The sequence below is a fragment of the Streptomyces scabichelini genome, from assembly GCF_011045015.1.
In the GTDB taxonomy this organism is placed as follows: domain Bacteria; phylum Actinomycetota; class Actinomycetes; order Streptomycetales; family Streptomycetaceae; genus Streptomyces; species Streptomyces scabichelini.
Genome location: NZ_JAAKZY010000043.1, coordinates 1 through 18,153 on the forward strand (window position 1 = coordinate 1; position 18,153 = coordinate 18,153).

11 protein-coding genes and 1 pseudogene are annotated in these 18,153 nt (G+C 68.2%); 9 read left to right on the top strand and 3 right to left on the bottom strand.

The window, feature by feature from the left end:
- Both G5C60_RS15940 and G5C60_RS15945 read right to left on the bottom strand, forming a co-directional pair.
- Positions 1–367 (bottom strand): annotated as a pseudogene (locus G5C60_RS15940) (class I SAM-dependent methyltransferase); the annotation flags it as partial.
- Between the two features lie 23 nt (positions 368–390).
- Entirely contained in the window at positions 391–4,812 is a 4,422-nt protein-coding gene (locus tag G5C60_RS15945) for an aminotransferase class I/II-fold pyridoxal phosphate-dependent enzyme (protein WP_165259636.1), read from the bottom strand.
- Positions 4,813–5,458: 646 nt separating this feature from the next.
- Here G5C60_RS15945 and G5C60_RS15950 point away from each other — a divergent pair.
- From G5C60_RS15950 to G5C60_RS15990, 9 genes are all read left to right on the top strand, one after another.
- On the top strand, positions 5,459–6,190 hold the full coding sequence (locus G5C60_RS15950) for a glycosyltransferase family 2 protein (protein ID WP_165259700.1): 732 nt from the start codon (positions 5,459–5,461) through the stop codon (positions 6,188–6,190).
- Between the two features lie 143 nt (positions 6,191–6,333).
- Positions 6,334–8,385, top strand: a complete 2,052-nt coding sequence (locus G5C60_RS15955; protein ID WP_206439584.1) for a glycosyltransferase — start codon at positions 6,334–6,336, stop codon at positions 8,383–8,385.
- The gene (locus G5C60_RS15960) at positions 8,382–8,762 is read left to right on the top strand and encodes a hypothetical protein (protein ID WP_165259638.1); all 381 of its coding nucleotides are present in this window, start codon (positions 8,382–8,384) and stop codon (positions 8,760–8,762) included. Before G5C60_RS15955 ends, G5C60_RS15960 begins: the two co-directional genes overlap by 4 nt.
- Positions 8,763–10,294: 1,532 nt before the next feature.
- On the top strand, positions 10,295–11,395 hold the full coding sequence (locus tag G5C60_RS15965) for a glycosyltransferase family 2 protein (protein WP_338145833.1): 1,101 nt from the start codon (positions 10,295–10,297) through the stop codon (positions 11,393–11,395).
- 29 nt (positions 11,396–11,424) lie between these two features.
- Entirely contained in the window at positions 11,425–12,201 is a 777-nt protein-coding gene (locus G5C60_RS15970) for a polysaccharide deacetylase family protein (protein ID WP_165259704.1), read from the top strand.
- Positions 12,194–13,576 carry a GH39 family glycosyl hydrolase gene (locus G5C60_RS15975; protein WP_165259640.1) on the top strand — a complete coding sequence of 461 codons (1,383 nt, stop codon included), beginning with the start codon at positions 12,194–12,196 and terminating at the stop codon, positions 13,574–13,576. The genes G5C60_RS15970 and G5C60_RS15975 overlap by 8 nt, the downstream gene beginning before the upstream one ends.
- 116 nt (positions 13,577–13,692) lie before the next feature.
- Positions 13,693–14,991, top strand: coding sequence for a carboxylate--amine ligase (locus tag G5C60_RS15980; RefSeq protein ID WP_165259642.1), 1,299 nt, complete (start codon positions 13,693–13,695; stop codon positions 14,989–14,991).
- A 33-nt stretch (positions 14,992–15,024) separates the two neighbouring features.
- On the top strand, positions 15,025–16,260 hold the full coding sequence (locus G5C60_RS15985) for an FAD-dependent oxidoreductase (protein ID WP_165259644.1): 1,236 nt from the start codon (positions 15,025–15,027) through the stop codon (positions 16,258–16,260).
- Between the two features lie 111 nt (positions 16,261–16,371).
- Positions 16,372–17,094 carry a TetR/AcrR family transcriptional regulator gene (locus G5C60_RS15990; protein ID WP_165259646.1) on the top strand — a complete coding sequence of 241 codons (723 nt, stop codon included), beginning with the start codon at positions 16,372–16,374 and terminating at the stop codon, positions 17,092–17,094.
- A 259-nt stretch (positions 17,095–17,353) separates the two neighbouring features.
- On the opposite strand, the gene G5C60_RS15995 is transcribed toward G5C60_RS15990, so the two are convergent.
- Positions 17,354–18,016: an NUDIX domain-containing protein gene (locus G5C60_RS15995; RefSeq protein WP_165259648.1), complete on the bottom strand. Its 663-nt coding sequence runs from the start codon at positions 18,014–18,016 to the stop codon at positions 17,354–17,356.
- Between the last annotated feature and the right edge of the window lie 137 nt (positions 18,017–18,153).

Sequence of the window (18,153 nt, forward strand, 5' to 3'; positions counted from 1 at the left end):
CGGCGGAGAGCCGGGCGGGCAGGGCGGGGTCGAGGTATCGGCACAAGGCGTAGAAGGCCGCCCAGTGCGGGTCCGGGCCGTCGCGCAACTGCCGGGTGAGATAGGTGATGTTGCTCGCGGCGGGCTCGACTGCGTCGATGCTGCGGCTGGCCGCCGCGGCCTGCATGAGGGGGTACAGGTTGGGTCCGGCGCCGCACTCCAGGGAGCGTGCGATGCTTCCCGGCGCCAGCCTCCGGTACAGGTCCGCGTGGTGCCGGATGACGGCCGCGTCCGAGGGGTGGATCCTGCGGTAGTTCTCCTCGAGGTAGGCGTCCACGGGCCAGTGGTCCCAGTCGGCGTCCGCGTTGCGCCGGTGCGTGGAGGACATGGGTGTCCCGCGTCCGTGTGCCGTCACGGCCATGGTGACCCCTCGGCCGTGGCGGTCCGTCTGACGGGGAACTGTTCGGCCACTCCGGTCAGTACGGCGTTGAGACGGTCGATCTCGTCATCGGTGTTCCGCGCGGTGACCTGGATCCGGAAACCGACCTCCTCACGCGGCACCAGCGGATAGGCGGCGAGCGTGACGTAGATGCCGTGGTCCCACAGATACTCGCCGACAGCCGTGAGGTCGGCGCTGTCGGCAATCGGGATCTCGATGATGGGCAGCCCGTCGGTGTTCGGGGTGGCGAGGCCCAGGCCGCGCACATGGTCCAGGACCCGTGACGTCTTGCGGTGCAGGTCGGCCCGGATGGCGTCGCCCCGGCGCTCGTTGACGTCGAGCCCCGCGAGCGCGGTGGCGAGCGAGGCTGTCGGGGAGGGCCCGGAGTACAGGTAGGGGCCGGCGGCGACCTTCAGATGCGCCTTGAGGGCGGGTGGCGCAGTGACGAACGCCAGCAGGGACGAGTACGCCTTGGAGAAGCCACCGACCAGCACGACATCGTCGTACGACTCACCGAAGTGCCGGACTACGCAGTTGCCGCGCATACCGTACGGGGAGGTCTCGGTGGCGCCGCGTTCCCCGATCACTCCGAATCCGTGAGCGTCGTCGACGTAGAGCAGGGCACCCTCGGCACGGCAGACGCGGAGCAGATCCGGCAGATCGGGGAGGTTGCCGGTCATGCTGTTGACGCCGTCGAGGCAGACCAGCCTGGGGGCACTGAGGGGCGCCGCGCGCAGCAGCCGCGTCAGCTCGTCGGGATGCTTCGCGTGGAAGCGACGCACCGTCGCTCCCTGTTCGTGGGCCACCATGCAGCCGTCGTACATGGTGCGGTGGGCCCGCGCCTCGACGAAGACATGGCCACCGCCGCTTCGCCCGGCCGCGAGCACGGGGATCACCGATGCGTGGATCAATGTGATCGTCGGGAGGAGGAGCACGTCGGGGGCGCCCAGCAGCTCGGCCAGCCGTGCCTCGATCTGTGGATACAGGCGGGGGTTGCCGATCATCCGGGACCAGCTGGGATGGGTGCCCCAGCGGCGGACATGGGGCGCGATGGCGTCCATGATCTCGGGCTCGAGGTCGAAGCCCAGGTAGTTGCAGGAGGCGAAGTCGGCGAGCCAGTGGTCACCGCTGCGGACGCGCCGGCCGCGTACCTCGTCGATCACGGCGTCGCACATCCGGCTGCTTCTGCGCAGCCGCGCGAGTTCGTCCCAGTGCTGTGTCCGACGGGCCACGGTCTCGGGCTGGGAGCGGCGGCGGCTCTCGCGCGGCGTGTCCGGGGAATGACCGGAGCGCCCTACGGAGAGCTGTCGTTCCTGGCTCACCAGCAGGAAGCGCTGTGCCTCGGCCGCGGTCATCGGCCGGGCGAACAGGTAGCCCTGGCCGTAGCGGCAGCCCATGGCACCGAGCAGATCGCGCTGCCCGTCGTTCTCGATGCCTTCGGCGGTCACCTGGAGTCCGAGCACATCGGCGATGCGCACGATGCCCTCGACCAAGGCGACCTGCTGGCCGTCGGTGATGATGTCGTCGATGAAGGACTTGTCCACCTTGAGTACGTCGATGGGGAACTCGCGCATATAGCTGAGCGAGGAGAATCCGGTGCCGAAGTCGTCGATGGCGAGGGAGACTCCGAGATCCTTCAGCGTGCGCATGGCGGTCCGGATCTGTTCGTCGCGCCGCACCAGTACCGATTCGGTGAGCTCCAGGACCAGCGATCCCGGGGCCAGACCGGAGCGGGCGAGGACCTGGCGCACCTGGTCAACGAATCCGGTGTCCCGGAACTGACGGGCGGACACGTTGACGTTGAGGTGGAGGGGTTCCGGCCTCGGCCGCAGGCGCTGCCAGCGGGCGACGTCGGAGGCGGCGCGCTCCAGCACCCAGGCTCCGAGCGGCATGATGTGCCCGGTCTCCTCGGCCAGGTTGATGAACTGGTCCGGCGGCACCAGTCCGCGTCTGCTGTGCGGCCAGCGGATCAGCGCCTCGAATCCGACGACGGCGCCGGTGACGATCTCCACGATCGGCTGGTAACGCAGTGCGAAGGCCTCTTGGGTGATCGCGTTGTCCAGACCGGCCCGCAGTTCGTGGCGTTCGGCCATGCCGGAGTGCAGGTCGGGACGGTAGCGCTGCCATTGCCGCTTGCCCGCGGTCTTGGCCGCGTAGAGGGCGAGGTCGGCATGGCCGAGGAGGTCCTCGGCCTCGTCGCCCGGCCGCGCGGTCGCCACACCGACGCAGGCGGAGACGCTGGTGGATCCGGTGACGAGGCCGAAGGGGCGGGCCAGGGCCCTTACGATCTCCGCGGCGAGCGCCTCGGCGTCGGCCGGTTCCCTGGCGCCCTCCATGAGGATGGCGAACTCGTCGCCGCCCAGGCGGGCCGCGGTGTCGCTGAGCCGCAGCGCCGCCGTCAGCCGTCGCGCGACGGCGACCAGAAGTTCGTCGCCGACCGAGTGGCCCATCATGTCGTTGACGACCTTGAAGTCGTCGAGGTCGACGAAGAGCACGCAGGTGAGGGCGGCGTCCCGGCGGCCGCGCAGCAGGGCGCGCTCCAGGCGCTCCAGCAGCAGTACCCGGTTGGGCAGTCCGGTCAGCGAGTCGTGGAAGGCCCGGTGGACGAGTTCGCGTTCGAGCTGGCGTTGCTCGGTCACGTCCCGCAGGGTGAGGACGACGCCGTGCACGGTCTGCTCATGGCGCAGGTTCCTGCACCGGACCTCGACGTCGAGGCATCCGTCCTCACCCCGCACGACCTGCCAGTCGTCGCGGAGGTCCAGACCGTCCCCGCCCCGGGCGCGGCCCAGCGTGCGCAGGGCGCGCTCGTGGTCCCCCTCGGCCACCAGCCGGGCAAGCGGAATACCCCCGCGCAGGTCACACCCGAACATGTCGTACGCCGACGGGCTGGCGTAACGGACGGTGTTGTCGTCGTCGACGATCAGGATGACGTCGGAGGTGTTGTGGACGAGGGTGCGGAAGTACTCCTCGCTCTTGCGGCGGTTGATCTCCTCGTTGAGTCCGACGCGGGCCAGCGCCAGCGCGGCCTGGGCGGCCAGCGACTCGGCCGGTCCCGACATCTCCTGGAGTCTCTTCACGGGACCTGCCAGGAGCAGCGCGCCGATCAGCGGCTCCGGCGCGCTTGACGCCTCGAGTCCCAGTGGGCACAGCAGCGCGGCGGAGGACGGCGGGAGAGCGGCGGCGGCGTCTGGGCCGAGATCGCCGGCATCGGTCAGGTGGGTGCCTCGCGACAGCAACTCGTACGGGCTCTCGCCGTGCGGGCCGCCGTCGAGGCGCCACTCGCCGGGACACCCCGGAGCGGCAATGGGCTGCAGGGAGGACCGGCTCGTGTCGAATACCAGCAGTACCGCTTCGTGGGCGGTCTCCGGTCGGAACAGGGTGGCTGCCGCCGTCCTTACGGCGTGGGCCACTTCCTCGGGGCTGACGGCCGCGACCAGCGACACCGCGGCCAAGCGCAGGCTTCGTTCCCGTGCGACGGCCTTGCGGTGTTCGTCGACCAGACCCCACAGCCGGGCCAGCACGAGCAGGAACATCGCTCCGGCGAAGACCGCGGTGACCGCGACGTCATGGGCATGTCCGCGCAGGGACTGGGCCAGCAGCATGGCGGGCGCGACCAGTGAGGCGCCGGCGAGGGCGACGAGCCGCCACATGGCGATGCCGGGTCGGGGCTCGGGCAACGGCTCGGTCAGCCGCACCATGGACGGGTGCAGGGCCGCCAGACCCCAGGCGGTGAAGAAGACCACCCAGCCCAGGTCCATGGGTGTGCCGACCTGCCAGGTGCCCTGCAACTGGAGTACTCCGTACAGCACGTCGGACACGAGGATGCCGATCGTCCCGACCGTCATCAGCTGCACCGAGCGTTCGCGGATGCCGCCGAGGGTGAGCAGGCGTACGAGCATGGCCAGGATCAGCACATCGCCCAGCGGATAGGCCACCGAGATCGCCCGTTCCAGCCAGGTGAGCCCCTCGGCCTGTGCCACCGGGTTGATCAGATGCACCCAGGAGAGCAGCGCGAGGCCCGAGGTGAGGATCAGCGCGTCCAGCAGCCCGGCGCGGTCGCGGGCCGGGCAGCGGAAGTGAATGATGCCGAAGATCCCGGCGGCGAACAATGGATACGTGGACAGATAGAAGACGTCCGCCAGCGAGGGGAACGGGTTCGGCTCGTCGAAGGCGGATTCCAGAATGTTGTAGGCGGTGTCCCCGGCGGTGAAGGTGAGGTTGGCGGCGGCCAGGAGGAGCCAGGGCCAGCGGTGGGTGGGTCGGTTTCGGTGGACGCCCACGAGAATGGCGGCGACCGAGAAGAGACCGATCAGGGCCCACGTCGTGATGTGCCAGGACGGCACGGTGAGGTAGACGACGGTGGGCGGTATGACGCACAGGACATAGACCGCCATCAGACGGAGATGAGGCAGACCGGGTCGGGATCGGCTGAGGCGGGACCGACCGCCCGTCGTCGGCCCCGGCGCGCGGGCTGTGGCCGTGACGCTCCCTCCGCCGGAGGGCGGCGGGCGCCTCCGCGGGACGCGCTGAACGATGCGCTGGAACGGGCCTTCACGACCTTTGGACTTCTGCACGGTATATCCCACTTTGTCCCTGGGGTGCGACGGGGTCAAACGAGTGCCCTGCGGGGCGTAAGCCGCCTCGAGAAGCCCGGCATCCCCACGGCTCACCACTTCACGGGCCCTTGACTGCTGCGGACATATGGGGCGAATATGTACGTATACATCGTATGCATAGGGCGTCTGTAACAGGCGCTTGCAGGCCCTCGGCCGAGTCCCGGCAGATGTACGCGCAGTCGGCGGGCGCCGTCACTGCGACAACTGAGGCTTGGCTCACACGGCACGGAGCCGGCCGCACACGGCAGCCCTGGACACACCGCATCGATTTCCGGAAGACAACAGCCCCATGAACGATGCTTTCCGAACCCCGGAACTTCCCACCTCCACCCCCCGGCCGGAGCTCAACGGGTCCGCCGTGCACCAAGGCCGTGGCTCCGCCGTGCACCAAGGCCGTCGGGCCACCGATCCGCCCGCCCGCCCCATGCGGCGGGCCGAGGACCGCCCTCCGCACCGGGCCACCGTCAGCCTGGTCGTGCCCGCCCGGAACGAGGCACGCAACATCCCGTGGGTCTTCGAGCAGATTCCTGACTGCGTCGACGAGGTCATCCTGGTCGACGGCGACTCCAGCGATGCCACGGTGCACATGGCCAGGCACTGTCTGCCCACCGTCCGCAGCGTCCCGCAGAGCGGCCCGGGTAAGGGAAACGCACTGCGCACCGGCTTCATGTCCGCCACCGGCGACTACATCGTGATGATGGACGCGGACGGCAGCATGGCACCCACGGAGATCCCGCACTTCCTGCACTTCCTGGAAAACGGGTACGACTTCGTGAAGGGATCGCGGTTCATCGCCGGGGGCGGCTCGCTCGACATCACACGTTTCAGGCGGCTGGGCAACCATGTCCTGCTGACTGCCGTGAACCGCCTGTACCAGACATCAATGACGGACCTGTGCTACGGGTTCTGCGCGTTCCGCCGCAATTTCCTGGACGACCTCGACCTGCATTCCTCCGGTTTCGAGATTGAGACCGAGATGGTCGCGCACGCATTGTGCTCCGGACTGCGGATCGCCGAGGTTCCCAGCCTCGAGCTTCCCCGCCGCAGCGGACGCTCCAACCTGCATGCCATTTCCGACGGCCGTCGGGTACTGCGCACGCTCCTTGCCGAGCGACCGGGAGCACGGTCAGCGCAGGCCGGACGGAGCAGCCAATGAATTCCACCGGCCAATGCCTGCTCGCCCCGAACGATGCTCCGGTCGAGGTGGTCGCCCCCTGCTGCGGGACACAGAGAACGGTTACACGTCGAGTGGCTGCGGCACACGGCCTGTGATGGACTATGAGCTGACCCCGCCGCCGGTTGACCGCTGAACCCCCAACGCGTCTTGGGCATTTCCTCTGCGGACAGCACACGCTGTCGTCATCCGGCCAAATCTGCCGTTCCGTCACCCGGAAGCCTGGCCATGAATCATGCGCGAACCTTGACCACCCCCTACGAGAAAGCGCTGTACCCAGCGAGGAAATTCGGCCGGAGTCATCAGTGAACAGGCGGCGCGATCCCGCAGGTCCCGGAAAGGTCGAAGCGGAGGTTCACGCCACGTCACCACGTACCGGGAGCGGGACCCGGCAAGACACCGCGCCCGGTCCACTTTCCCAGTCCCTCCTGCCCGGCTGGTCCCGGCTACGGCGGGCGGGCTCCGGCACCTGGACGGCAATCGGCGTACTGCCTGCCACGGTCACGCTGTGGCTGCTCTCACTCCGAGATGTGCGCCTCGATCAAATGGCGGATCTCGGGCTGCTGCAGGTGCTGCCGGCATTCTTCTGGGTCGCGCTCGCCCTCCTCACGCTTGGTTTCTGCATCGCCGCCGGCGACCGGCGGACCACTCACGGCTTCTTCGCGGCATACGTGATGGTGCTGATCGCGATCATCCATGCCACACCTTCGCTGCTCTACCCGGAGCTCCGTTACGCGTGGGCGTGGAAGCACGTGGCCGTCATCGACGCGATGGTCCGGCACGACGGCCGAGTGCCGATTGCGGGAGGCTTCGACATCTACAACCAGTGGCCGGGCTTCTTCCAACTCAACGCGCTGCTCCTGAGGGCCACCGGACTGGAGTCGCCCTTGGGTTATGCGATGTGGGCCCAGCCGCTCGCGAACGTACTGCTGCTCGGTCCGCTCCTGCTGATCTACCGGTCGGTCACGAACGACCGGAGACTGGTCTGGGGAGCCGTCTGGATCTACTACTCCTGTTCATGGGTGGCGCAGGACTACTTCGCACCGCAGGCCTTCGCCTTCCTTCTCTTCGCGAGTGTGATTGCCCTCGTCCTGAGGCAACTGCCGTCATCCAGCCCTCAGAGCCCGGACGTGGCGCGTCGCGGCTGGCCGCCGGCCCGGCTGGCCCTTCTGCTGGTGATCGAAGCCGCGATCGCCTCCTCCCACCAGCTCACGCCGGTCATGCTGATCAGTGCCCTGCTGCTGCTCTCACTGCCACGGCGCAACCGACGTGTGGCGCTGCCGGCACTGACTGGGGCGCTCGTGCTCACTCTCGCCTGGAACGCGAGCGTGGCAAGACCGTATGTGTCCGAGAACCTGAACAACCTCATCAGCGAACTCACGCGGCCCGAGGCCAACATCTGGTCCGGTGTGAGCAGGCTGGCCAACGCCGCCCCGAGCCAGGTCATGGTGGCCTGGATCGAGCGCGGCCTGACAGGGGGCGTACTCCTGCTGGCCGCAATGGCCTTTGCGCTGCGTTCCTGGACCCGTCGCACTCCGCTGCCCCTGCTCGTGCTCGCTCCCCTTGTGCCGGTGCTTGTCAACGCCTACGGAGGGGAGATGGTCTTCCGGGCCTACTTGTTCGCACTGCCTGCCGCCGCCTTTCTGGCCGCCGCCCTGCTGTTGCCGCCCGGCGGAGGCCTGCCGGCATGGATGCCCGCTGTCTACCTCCTGCTGCTGGCCATGCTCGGCAGCCTGGTGTTCGGCTACTACAGCAAGGAGGAGGAAAACCACTTCACCACCCAGGAGGCCGCCGCAACCCGATTCGCGACGACAAAGACCCCACGCGGATCGCTGATCATTTCAGTCACCTTCGCAGCTCCCGGCCTTGAGATGTACTACGACCGGCACGAGAACCTGCAGATCGTCGATCAGGACTTGGCGACCAGGCGACTTCTGGTGAAGGACCCGCTGAGGGGCATGGAACCGCTGGTGGCGAAAGCACAGGGCAGACCTGCGTACGTGCTTCTCAACCGTGCGCAGCGGGCGGCGGTGTACCTGAACGGTGATATGCCTGCCGACTTCATCAGGCGACTCAATTCGGCGCTGTCCAAGGCACCGAATTTCACAGAGGTTTACCGCAACCAGGACGCGGTGGTCTACCGGTTCGACCGTAGGACGGGAGGAAAGCCAGGATGACTCGGCTGCGATGGACCATCGCCGCATCCGGGTGGGTTGCCCTTGCCACGAGCGCTCTTCCGGCGTCGTTCCCGCTTCGGGTGTTCGTGACCGTCGCGTTCCTCCTCACCTGTCCGGGGCTGGCCGTCACCCTGTGGTTCACCGGAGGAGCGTTCACCTCCGGGGCCGGTCGGGCGGCCGTCCTGGAAGCCGCCGTTCTCACCGGGGCCATCAGCCTTTCGCTCTCGGCTCTGGTCGCGGAGGCACTCTTCCTGAGCCACGCATTCGCCCCCACCCGGGCTCTGCTCGTCCTCGCGGTTCTCAGCTCGGTCGCGGCACTGGCACCTGCCCTGCCCCGAGCGAAGAACGCCGTCCGCCCGGCGGCAAGCGACGACTGACACGTCAACCTGGTCAACGCATGCCCCGGCAGCCACACCCCATACTTTGCGGCCATTTCTTGACTAATCGGACACCCGACCTAAGATGTATCTATACGTCGTAAACATGCATGGATTGAGGGAAAGCCGTGCAAACACGCCGAGCTCCTCCGCCCGACGATACGGCGGGAACCGCGGCCGGACCCTCGCTCCATGCCGCCGGACACCCCCTCACCGCAGCGGTACGGGCGAGGGTGGCCGCAGCACTGCCCCGTGAGCCATTGCTGCGCAACGGACACCTCCTCGCCGTCAGCTCCCTCGTGAACACCGCCCTGGGAGCCTTTTTCTGGGTGTTCGCCACGCACTGGTACGGCGCAAGGACTGTGGGCCTCAACTTCGCCACCGTATCCGCAGCCACACTCCTGGCGACTATCGGCCAGCTCAACCTTTCCGACTTCCTAGTGCGCTTCATACCGTCCACCGGGCGTCACACCCGCAAACTGGTGCTCACCTGCTATGCCGCCAGCATTGTGTGCAGCGTGCTGGCCGCCGCCGCATTCCTCTTGCTGGTACCCGTCATCGCCCCTGGCCTGGACTTCCTCCTCACCCCGGTGACCGCCGTCTTCTTCGTGACGTACACCGCCGGTTACGCCATCTTCGTCCTGCAGGACGGCGCCCTGACCGGGGTGCGAAACCCTGGCTGGGTCGTGGCGGAGAACTTGATATTCGCCATTGTGAAGATCGTTCTTCTTGCAGTGGGTGCCGCCCTGACACTCTTCGCAGGCATCTTGATCTCCTGGGCGGGCGCCCTCGTGGTGGCTCTCCTGGTGGCCAACTTCTTCCTGTTGAAGCGGGCGGTGCCTCGCCATGAGAAGGAGGCCCCGGATGCAGGACGCCCGCCCCGCCTGGTCGGATACGCGGCCGCGGACTACGTCGGCTCGCTGTTCCGTGTGGCCGCGTACAGCTTGGTGCCCCTTCTTGTACTCAACAGTCTGGGTGCGGCATACAGCGCCTATTTCTTGATCGCCTGGTCCGTAGGCGTCATCCCCTACATGCTGGTGACCAACATGGGGAGCTCCCTGATCGTGGAATCGGCGCGCAACCCCCGGCAGCTGACGGAACACGCGTTTCGGGTTCTGCGCCACTCGGCACTGGCGATGGCTTTCGGCGCCGCAACGGTCATCATCGTCGCGCCCACACTGCTCTCCCTCTTCGGGGCGGAGTACGCAGAACAGAGCACCACGCTGCTGCGGTTGCTGGCCCTGTCGGCGCTACCGAACACCCTGGTGAGCCTGGCCGTCGATGTGGCACGCGTGCGTCGCCGACTGCGCTTGGTCGTCGGGGTGCAGTTGACGCTCTGCGTACTGGTGCTCGGCCTGACGAGTGCTTTGCTGCCGGTACTCGGTCTCGCCGGAGCAGGCGTTGCCTGGCTTGTGGCCGAGTGCCTGCTGGCCTGCTACCTCCTGATCCGGCGGTCGCATTGGCTGCTCAGAGGTCTGGAGAACCTTCATAAACGTCCACGCCCCGTTCCTCAGCCGGACAAGGAGAAGGTCGTGCCGCGAACCCACATCTCCGTAGTGATCTGCGTGTACACGGAGGACCGCTGGGAGGACATCCTCGCCGCGGTGCACTCGGTACGTGAACAGTCCCGGCCCGCCCTGGAAATACTGCTCGTCGTCGACCACAACCTGGAACTGCTCGACCGGCTCGACCATGAGTACAAGGAATACAAGAAACACGAGAAATACGAGGAGTACGAGGAGTACGAGGAGTACGAGGAGTACGAGGCCGTCGGGCCTCCCGGTCCGCTGGTCCGGGTGCTTGCCAACACGGGCCCTCGGGGCCTGTCCGCGGGCCGGAACACCGGGATCGCCGCGTCGCGGGGCACCATCGTCGCCTTCCTCGACGATGACGCGGTGGCGGAACGGGACTGGCTGCGGCACATGGCGTCGGCCTACACCGATCCGCTGGTGATGGCTGTGGGCGGCCGCACTGTGCCGTCATGGGCCTCCGGGCATCGTCCCGCCTGGTTCCCCGCGGAGTTCGACTGGGTTGTCGGCTGCGCGTACAAGGGGCTGCCTCAGGGACGGGCACCGGTCCGCAATGTGCTGGGCGGAAACGCCTCCTACCGTCGGACGGCCTTCGACGCGGTGGGCGGCTTCGCCACCGGCATCGGACGCGACGGCGACAAACGTCCGTTGGGTTGCGAGGAGACCGAGTTCTGCATCCGGCTGACACGGGCCAGGCCGGAGGCGGTACTGCTCTTCGACGATCGTGCGGTCATCCACCACAAGGTCCCCGCCGCCAGGGAGCGCTTCAGTTACTTTCGTGACCGTGCCTACGCCGAGGGATTGTCGAAGGCTCAGGTCACTCGATGCGTGGGCGTGGGCAGGGGCCTGAAGTCCGAACGCCACTACACCGCACGAGTGCTGCCGGCCGGGGTGGCGGGCGGGCTGCGTGACGCACTACTGGGGCGCCGGGGAGGCGCCGGCCGCGCGGGAGCCATCGTGACCGGGGTGGTGGCCGCGGCAACGGGATACGCGGTCGGTACCTTCCGAGCCCGCAGCAACGGCTCCTCCTTCCGCGTCGCGGACGTGCCGTCCACGACCGGCACGGCTCAGAACGATCCCCTGTCACAAGGGAGCTTCCGGTGATTCCGGTGACTCGCCCCGTGCCCATCCTGATGTACCACTCGGTCGCGCACGCGCCGGCGTCATCGATTCGAGCACTGTCCGTCTCTCCGGACGCGTTCGCCGACCAGATGCGGCTGCTCGCCGCGCGCGGATACACCGCGCTGACGACAGCCCGGCTCGCGGCCACCTGGCGCGGTGAACTGCCGCTGCCGCGCCGACCGGTGCTGATCACTTTCGACGACGGGTACCGGGGGGTCCATCGGTACGCTCTGCGCGTTCTCCGCGAATTCGGATTCGCTGCAACCGTGTTCGTCACCACGGGCTGGCTTCGCGGCCCGTACGAGATCGACGGCGCCGCCCTTGACACCATGCTCGGCTGGGACGAGGTGCGCGAACTCGCCGCGGAGGGTGCCGAGATCGGCGGGCACAGCCACAGCCACCCACAACTGGACCAGATTCCCGCCGGTGCGCTGCGGTGGGAGGTGGGGCGCTGTAAAGAGATCATCACCGAGCAGCTCGGCTCCCCACCCGCCTCCTTCGCCTACCCGTACGGCTACTCCGACCGCCGGGTGCGGCAGGCGGTACGCGCGGCCGGCTTCGCCCAGGCTGTGGCGGTGGGCAACGCTCTGGCCAGCCCACGCCAAGGCCCCTTTTCGCTGCGGCGGGTGACGATGCGGCGCAGCACCGGATGCGAGGAGTTCGCACGACTGGTGGAAGGAAGGGCCATGGCCCGCACCTTCGCCGGGGACCGCGCACTGACGAAGAGCTACGCCCTGGTCCGCGGGTCCCGCCGACTGATACGGAAGGCATCCCGGGCACATGTCTGACATCGACGGGGCGGAGTCGACCGACCGGGAGGGGCGGTCGGCGATCAGCACGCGCGGTGCCGTGGCACACCTGGGGATCGTCGCCACAGTGCTCGCACTCGTCCTCGCCTGCACGCCCGCCCCCGTCGCCGGACCGTCCGACTCTTCGCTCGGCTGGGGGCTCACTCACACCCAGTACAGCGCCGACGTGGGCGACTCCGCCGCCGTCAAAACTGCACGGAAGGCCCTCTCCGCCCAGTCGCTCCCGCAGAACCAGCACGTCATGGGCTGGGGCGCGGGCAACCCCGAGCCCTCGCCCGGCCGCTACGATTTCTCGGCCTTGGACCGTCGTATGGACCTCATCAGACAGACCGGCGGCACACCCGTCATCACCCTGTGCTGCGCCCCGGACTGGATGAAGGGCGGCACGCCGGGCCGCACGGCCTGGTCGCGCCTGGAAACAGCCCCGAGCCCCGATCACTACGACGACTTCGCCGCTCTCGCCGCGACCGTCGCCGAACGCTACCCGGATGTACGGCACTTCATCGTCTGGAACGAGTTCAAGGGTTTCTTCGACGAGTCGAAGAACCGCTGGAACCACGAGGGATACACCGCGCTCTACAACCGGGTCCACCGGGCCCTGAAGAAGGTGAACGAGGAGAACCTGGTGGGCGGGCCGTACTTGACCATGGACAGCTATCCGCCCCGCCACACGATGAACGCCTCTGACCTGAGGGGCCCATGGGGCAGCATCGACCAGCGCGTCCTCAATGCCTTCGACTACTGGAACCGGCACAAGGCCGGAGCCGACTTCGTCGTCGTCGACGGCACCAGCTACACACGCAACGGCACAGCGCCGCCCGACGAGTTCCGAGCCACCGACAAGTTCACCGCCGTCGGCCGGTGGGTGCGGCAACGGACTTCCGCACCGCTGTGGTGGGCCGAGTACCACATCGAACGGGGAGACAACGGCGACCGCGACCATGGGAGCGAGTCACTCCACCGGGCCTTGCAGGCCGCCGGGTTGATCGCCATGGTCAAGGGCGGCGCCACCACGGGCTTCTACTGGAACCCGCAGAACCGTGGTGAGCCGTGCGCCCGCTGCCTGTGGCGCAGCACCGAACTCACCGATGGCACCGGCGGTCACGCACTGCCCGTGCTGGACCTGATACGCCGGTTCGACAAGGAGTTCCCACCCGGTACCACGTACCGATCGGTCGACGTGGCACCCGACGACGCACCGAAGGTACGGGTCCTCGCCAACGACAAGGTGATGCTTGTCGTCAACACTCTGGACCGGCCCCTCAAGGCGAAGATCGACGGGCGAACCGTCAACCTGGACGGCTATCAGGTGCGCTGGTTCAGGGCAGTTGCCCGTCTTGGACAGCACCTATAGAATAGGAAATACTCTAATTGTCCCTTTTGTGGCTTTAGTTAGAATTTACCCATTTCCCTCTTACAGGTGCGGACGGGGTGGGTTCGGTCCGTGGGTGGGGACACGCGGGGAGACCCATGTCCAGAGAATCTGCCGGTACACCTTTCGAAGCCGACCGTGAGGTGCCGGGCCTGATCGTGAAGTTCGGCGACTATCCGCTCCACCACGGCGGCGTGGGCGCGATCCGCAGCCTGGGCCGTCTGGGTGTCGCGATGTATGCGATCACCGAGGACCGTTACACACCCGCGGCCGCCTCCCGCTATCTGCGCGGCGCCATCGTCTGGCCGACCACCGGCACGGAGGACCCCGCGTGGCTCGTCGAGGGACTGCTGCGGATCGGGCAGCGCATCGACGGTCCTGCCGTCCTCGTCCCCACCGACGAAGAGGCCGCGGTGCTGATCGCCGAGCACCAGGACGTACTGGAGGACCACTTCCTCTTTCCGCGCGTCGACCCGCCGCTCCCACGCCGCCTCGCCAGCAAGCAGGGGCTGCACGAACTGTGCGTCGAACACGGCATCCCCAGCCCGGCGGCCGCCTTCCCGCACTCGTACGAGGAGATAGAAGAGTTCGCTGCGAAGGCAGCCTTCCCGGTCGTGGCCAAGAACCGCGAGGCCTTCCTCCGCCGCAGACAGCCGGCCGTGAACGGTACGACAAGGATCGCCACCCGGGAGGGGCTGCTCAGCCTCGCCCGTGACTGGGGCGAGCGGCCCGGGGTGATCCTTCAGGAGTACCTGCCGAGGGAGGATGCCGAGGACTGGATCGTGCACGCCTACTTCAACGCGTACTCCACTCCGCTCGCGATGTTCACCGGCGTGAAGGTCCGCTCCTGGCCGCCGCACGCGGGCATGACGGCCAACGCGTACGTCGTCGACAACCCGGAACTCGCCGATCTCGCCGCACGCTTCATCAAACAGATCGGCTTCAGCGGCATCATCGACCTCGATCTGCGCTTCGACCGGCGCGACGGACTGTACAAACTGCTCGACTTCAACCCCCGCACGGGCGCCCAGTTCCGGCTGTTCGAGAACGAGTCCGGAGTGGACGTCGTACGCGCCATGCACCTGGACCTGACCGGCCGCGCCGTTCCGGAGGGCGAACAGCGCACCGGCCGCCGCTACATCGTGGAGAACATCGACCCGCCGGCCCTGCTCGCCTACCGCCGCAGCGGCTACACCACGCCGCACGCGCCGGCCCGGGCGAGCGGGACGGAGCTGGCCTGGCTCGCGGGTGACGACCTGCGGCCGTTCTTCACCATGCTCGCGCGCTTCGTGCGGCCGGGTGCGAAGCACCTGTACCAGCTCTGGCGGACCAACCGCCGTGGCAGCACGACCAGTTCGGGCAGCGAGTCCCGCCACCCGAGCCGGCCCGCCAAGTGACGAAAGAACGTCCACGGTCCTGGGAGGGACTCCGTGAATTCTCCGGTAGCAGTCATCGGTGCGGGGCCGTTCGGCCTGTCCACCGCCGCCCATCTGCGGGCGCTCGGCATCCCGGTACGGGTGTTCGGTGAACCCATGGTGAGCTGGCGCGACCACATGCCCGCCGGCATGCTCCTGAAGTCGACCCCCGCCGCCTCCACTATCGACGCGCCACAGCGCGGCCACACGCTTCTCGACTACTGCGACGCCGCCGGGATACGCCGGCTGGTGGCGGACGAGGACATCATCCCGGTCGAGACGTTCATCGCGTACGGGGAGTGGTTCCAGCAGAAACTGGTGCCGGAACTGGAGCAGGTGCAAGTGGTGTCCGTCGACCGGCGCGGCAGTGCCGGTTCCGGAAACGGCTCGGCCTCCGGCTCCACGGGCTTCGAACTGAAGCTCTCTTCCGGGGAGTTGTTCACCGCGCGGGCGGTCGTCGTGGCCACCGGCCTTTCGGGCCTTGCCCACCTCCCGCCGGAGCTCGCGGGCGCCGCACCGGACGGCCCGTCGCGGACCGGCCCCGTCTCGCACGCCTCCCAGCACCATGACCTCAGCCGGTTCTCCGGCAAGGACCTGATGGTCCTGGGTGCCGGCCAGTCCGCCCTGGAGACGGCGGCGCTGGCGGCGGAGACGGGCGCGCAGGTGCGCGTGGTGGCGCGCGGGCGCGGCAGTATCGGCTTCGGTTCGCCCCCATGGGACCAGCCGAGGTTCCGGCCCCACTCGCCATTCGGCCGGGCGTGGTCCCTGTGGGCGCTCAACTATCACGCGACCCCCTACCGCTACCTTCCCGCCGGCCTCCGCCACTACCTCGTCCGTCATGTACTCGGCCCCCTCGGCGCGTGGTGGCTGCGCGACCGCTTCGAGGGCAAGGTCCAGATCACGGAGGTCGCCCGAATCGTCCGTGCGGACGCGCCCGACGGACGTCCGGTGCTGACCGTCCAGACCCACGACGGCCGTACGCACGAGCTGTCCGCCGACCACGTCATCGCGGGGACCGGATACCGCGTCGACATCGCGGCGATGGATTTCCTCGGCCCTGAGCTGCGTACGGAGCTGACGGTGAGCAGGGGCACGCCGAAACTGGGCGCAGGATACTGCTCGTCGGTACCGGGCCTGTACTTCACCGGGCTGCCCGCTGCGGCTTCGTACGGCCCTGTCATGCGGTTCGTATGCGGGACGGAGTTCGCTTCACCGCGGCTGGTGAGGCACCTGTCAGCGGCTGGTACCTGACTCGGCCATCGCAACCCCCCGCTGGTCGAGGACGCTCAGCGAGCGCCGGGGCATACGTTTACATTGTAAAAGAGCGATTACGCATGCGCCGCGGGGTGAGGAGTCAAGGCCATGGCGAAAAACCCGGAGCACGTTCCGGCCAGACGCGCCAGTGACCGCGGCCGCTACGGCCGGCTGAGCCGGGAACGCGTGTTGGCCAGTGCTCTGGAACTGGTGGACCGGGAAGGCCTGGGAGCGCTGAGCATGCGCCGGCTGGGCGCCGAGCTCGGCGTCGAGGCAATGGCGCTCTACCGGTACGCGGCGAGCAAGGACGCCCTGCTGGACGGCCTGGTCGAGGCTCTGTACCTCGAACTCGAGGAACGGCTTGCCGCGGAGCCCGAAGCCCCCGTCACTGCCGAGGCGCCTGCGTGGCGCACCGGACTCCACCGCATCGCTCGGGCGACGTACGACGTCTGCCTCGCTCACCCCCAGGCGGTCCCGCTTCTCGCCACGCGCATGCTGGCGGTGCCGTTGGCGCGGCGGCCCGCCGCCGTCCTCAGGGACCACGAGCGTGTGCTCGCCCTGCTGAGGGCAGCCGGGCTCGACGAGGCCACCGCATCCGCCGTCTTCCGCGCCTTCACCGCCTGGCTGCTGGGCTACGCGTCCGTGGAACTGCGGCCCATGGTGGACAACCCCGACGAGTCGGACCCCGCCTTTCGCCTCGGCCTGCACCGCCTGTCACCCCAGGAACTGCCCACGCTCCGGGAAACCGCCACCACGCTCGCCGAGCGGGGCGGGCCGGAAGGCCTGGCGGCCGGTCTTGACGCGCTGCTCGACCGGTTCGCACGGAAGTAGGCGGTCGACAAACGGGGAAGCGCCCGGCCCGGGCGCACTCTCCAGGAGGGCTCGCGCCCGCTCCACCCGCCGGACGGCGTGGTTGCTCACGCCGAGCAGGCCGACCGTACCTTCGCCGCCTTGCCGCCTCGCGGCGGGTCTTCGGGCCCGTGCCGGTCGTGCGGTACTTCATGACGCTCCCTCCCACTCGCCCCCGGTCGTCGGGGCACGGACGGGAGTCTTCAGCTTGGGGCGCACTCCGGGTCGAGTGCCCGCGTGTTCACTTCGCGAACGGCCCCTCCAACGCCGCCCACTGCAGCAGCATGATGGTCTTCGCGTCGGCGATCTCCCCCGTGCGGATCATCTCCAGAGCCCGGCGGAAGGGGAGTTCGAGGATCTCGATGTCCTCGCCCTCCTCGTCCAGGCCCCCGCCTTCGTGGGTGCGGGTCGTCGGGCCGTAGGCGGCGGCGTAGAAGCTGACGCGTTCGGTGACCGAGCCGGGGCTCATGTAGACGTCGAAGACGTGCTGGACGTCGCCGATGGTGTGGCCGGTCTCCTCCACCACCTCGCGGCGTACGGCGAGTTCCGGGTGCTCGTCATCGTCGTCGAGCAGTCCGCCAGGGGTTTCGATCAGCATGCCGTCGGGGTGCCCGTTGACGTACACGGGGAAGCGGAACTGGCGGGTGAGCAGCACGGTTTCGCGCTCGGTGTCGTACAGCAGCATCGTGGCGCCGTTGCCGCGGTCGTGTGTCTCGCGCTCCTGGGTGCTCCAGGTTCCGTCGGCGTGCTGGAAGTCGAAGGTGGTGGTGCGTTCCACGTACCAGTGGCTGGACAGCAGTTTCACGTCCCGGACCTTGATCCGGGGATTGCCGGTGAGGTCGCGGCCGGTCCGGTCGAGTCCGGTGCGGCCGCGGCGGTCCGGGGTGTCGATACCGGCGGTCATCGGACACCACACCGGCGGGGAAGCACATACGAGTTGGTCTGCGAGTTGGTCATGGTTGCTTCTATCACTCTCTTGTGCGGGTGTGAGATCCGCACAAGCGACTGTGCGGATCTCACACCCTTCCGGTGACAGACGAG

Bases quoted from the DNA above. Each gene is read 5' to 3' on its own strand.
- G5C60_RS15945 (WP_165259636.1), bottom strand. From the start codon at position 4,812: ATGGCGGTCTATGTCCTGTGCGTCATACCGCCCACCGTCGTCTACCTC.
- G5C60_RS15950 (WP_165259700.1), top strand. From the start codon at position 5,459: ATGCGGCGGGCCGAGGACCGCCCTCCGCACCGGGCCACCGTCAGCCTG.
- G5C60_RS15960 (WP_165259638.1), top strand. From the start codon at position 8,382: ATGACTCGGCTGCGATGGACCATCGCCGCATCCGGGTGGGTTGCCCTT.
- G5C60_RS15970 (WP_165259704.1), top strand. From the start codon at position 11,425: ATGTACCACTCGGTCGCGCACGCGCCGGCGTCATCGATTCGAGCACTG.
- G5C60_RS15975 (WP_165259640.1), top strand. From the start codon at position 12,194: ATGTCTGACATCGACGGGGCGGAGTCGACCGACCGGGAGGGGCGGTCG.
- G5C60_RS15980 (WP_165259642.1), top strand. From the start codon at position 13,693: ATGTCCAGAGAATCTGCCGGTACACCTTTCGAAGCCGACCGTGAGGTG.
- G5C60_RS15990 (WP_165259646.1), top strand. From the start codon at position 16,372: ATGGCGAAAAACCCGGAGCACGTTCCGGCCAGACGCGCCAGTGACCGC.
- G5C60_RS15995 (WP_165259648.1), bottom strand. From the start codon at position 18,016: ATGACCGCCGGTATCGACACCCCGGACCGCCGCGGCCGCACCGGACTC.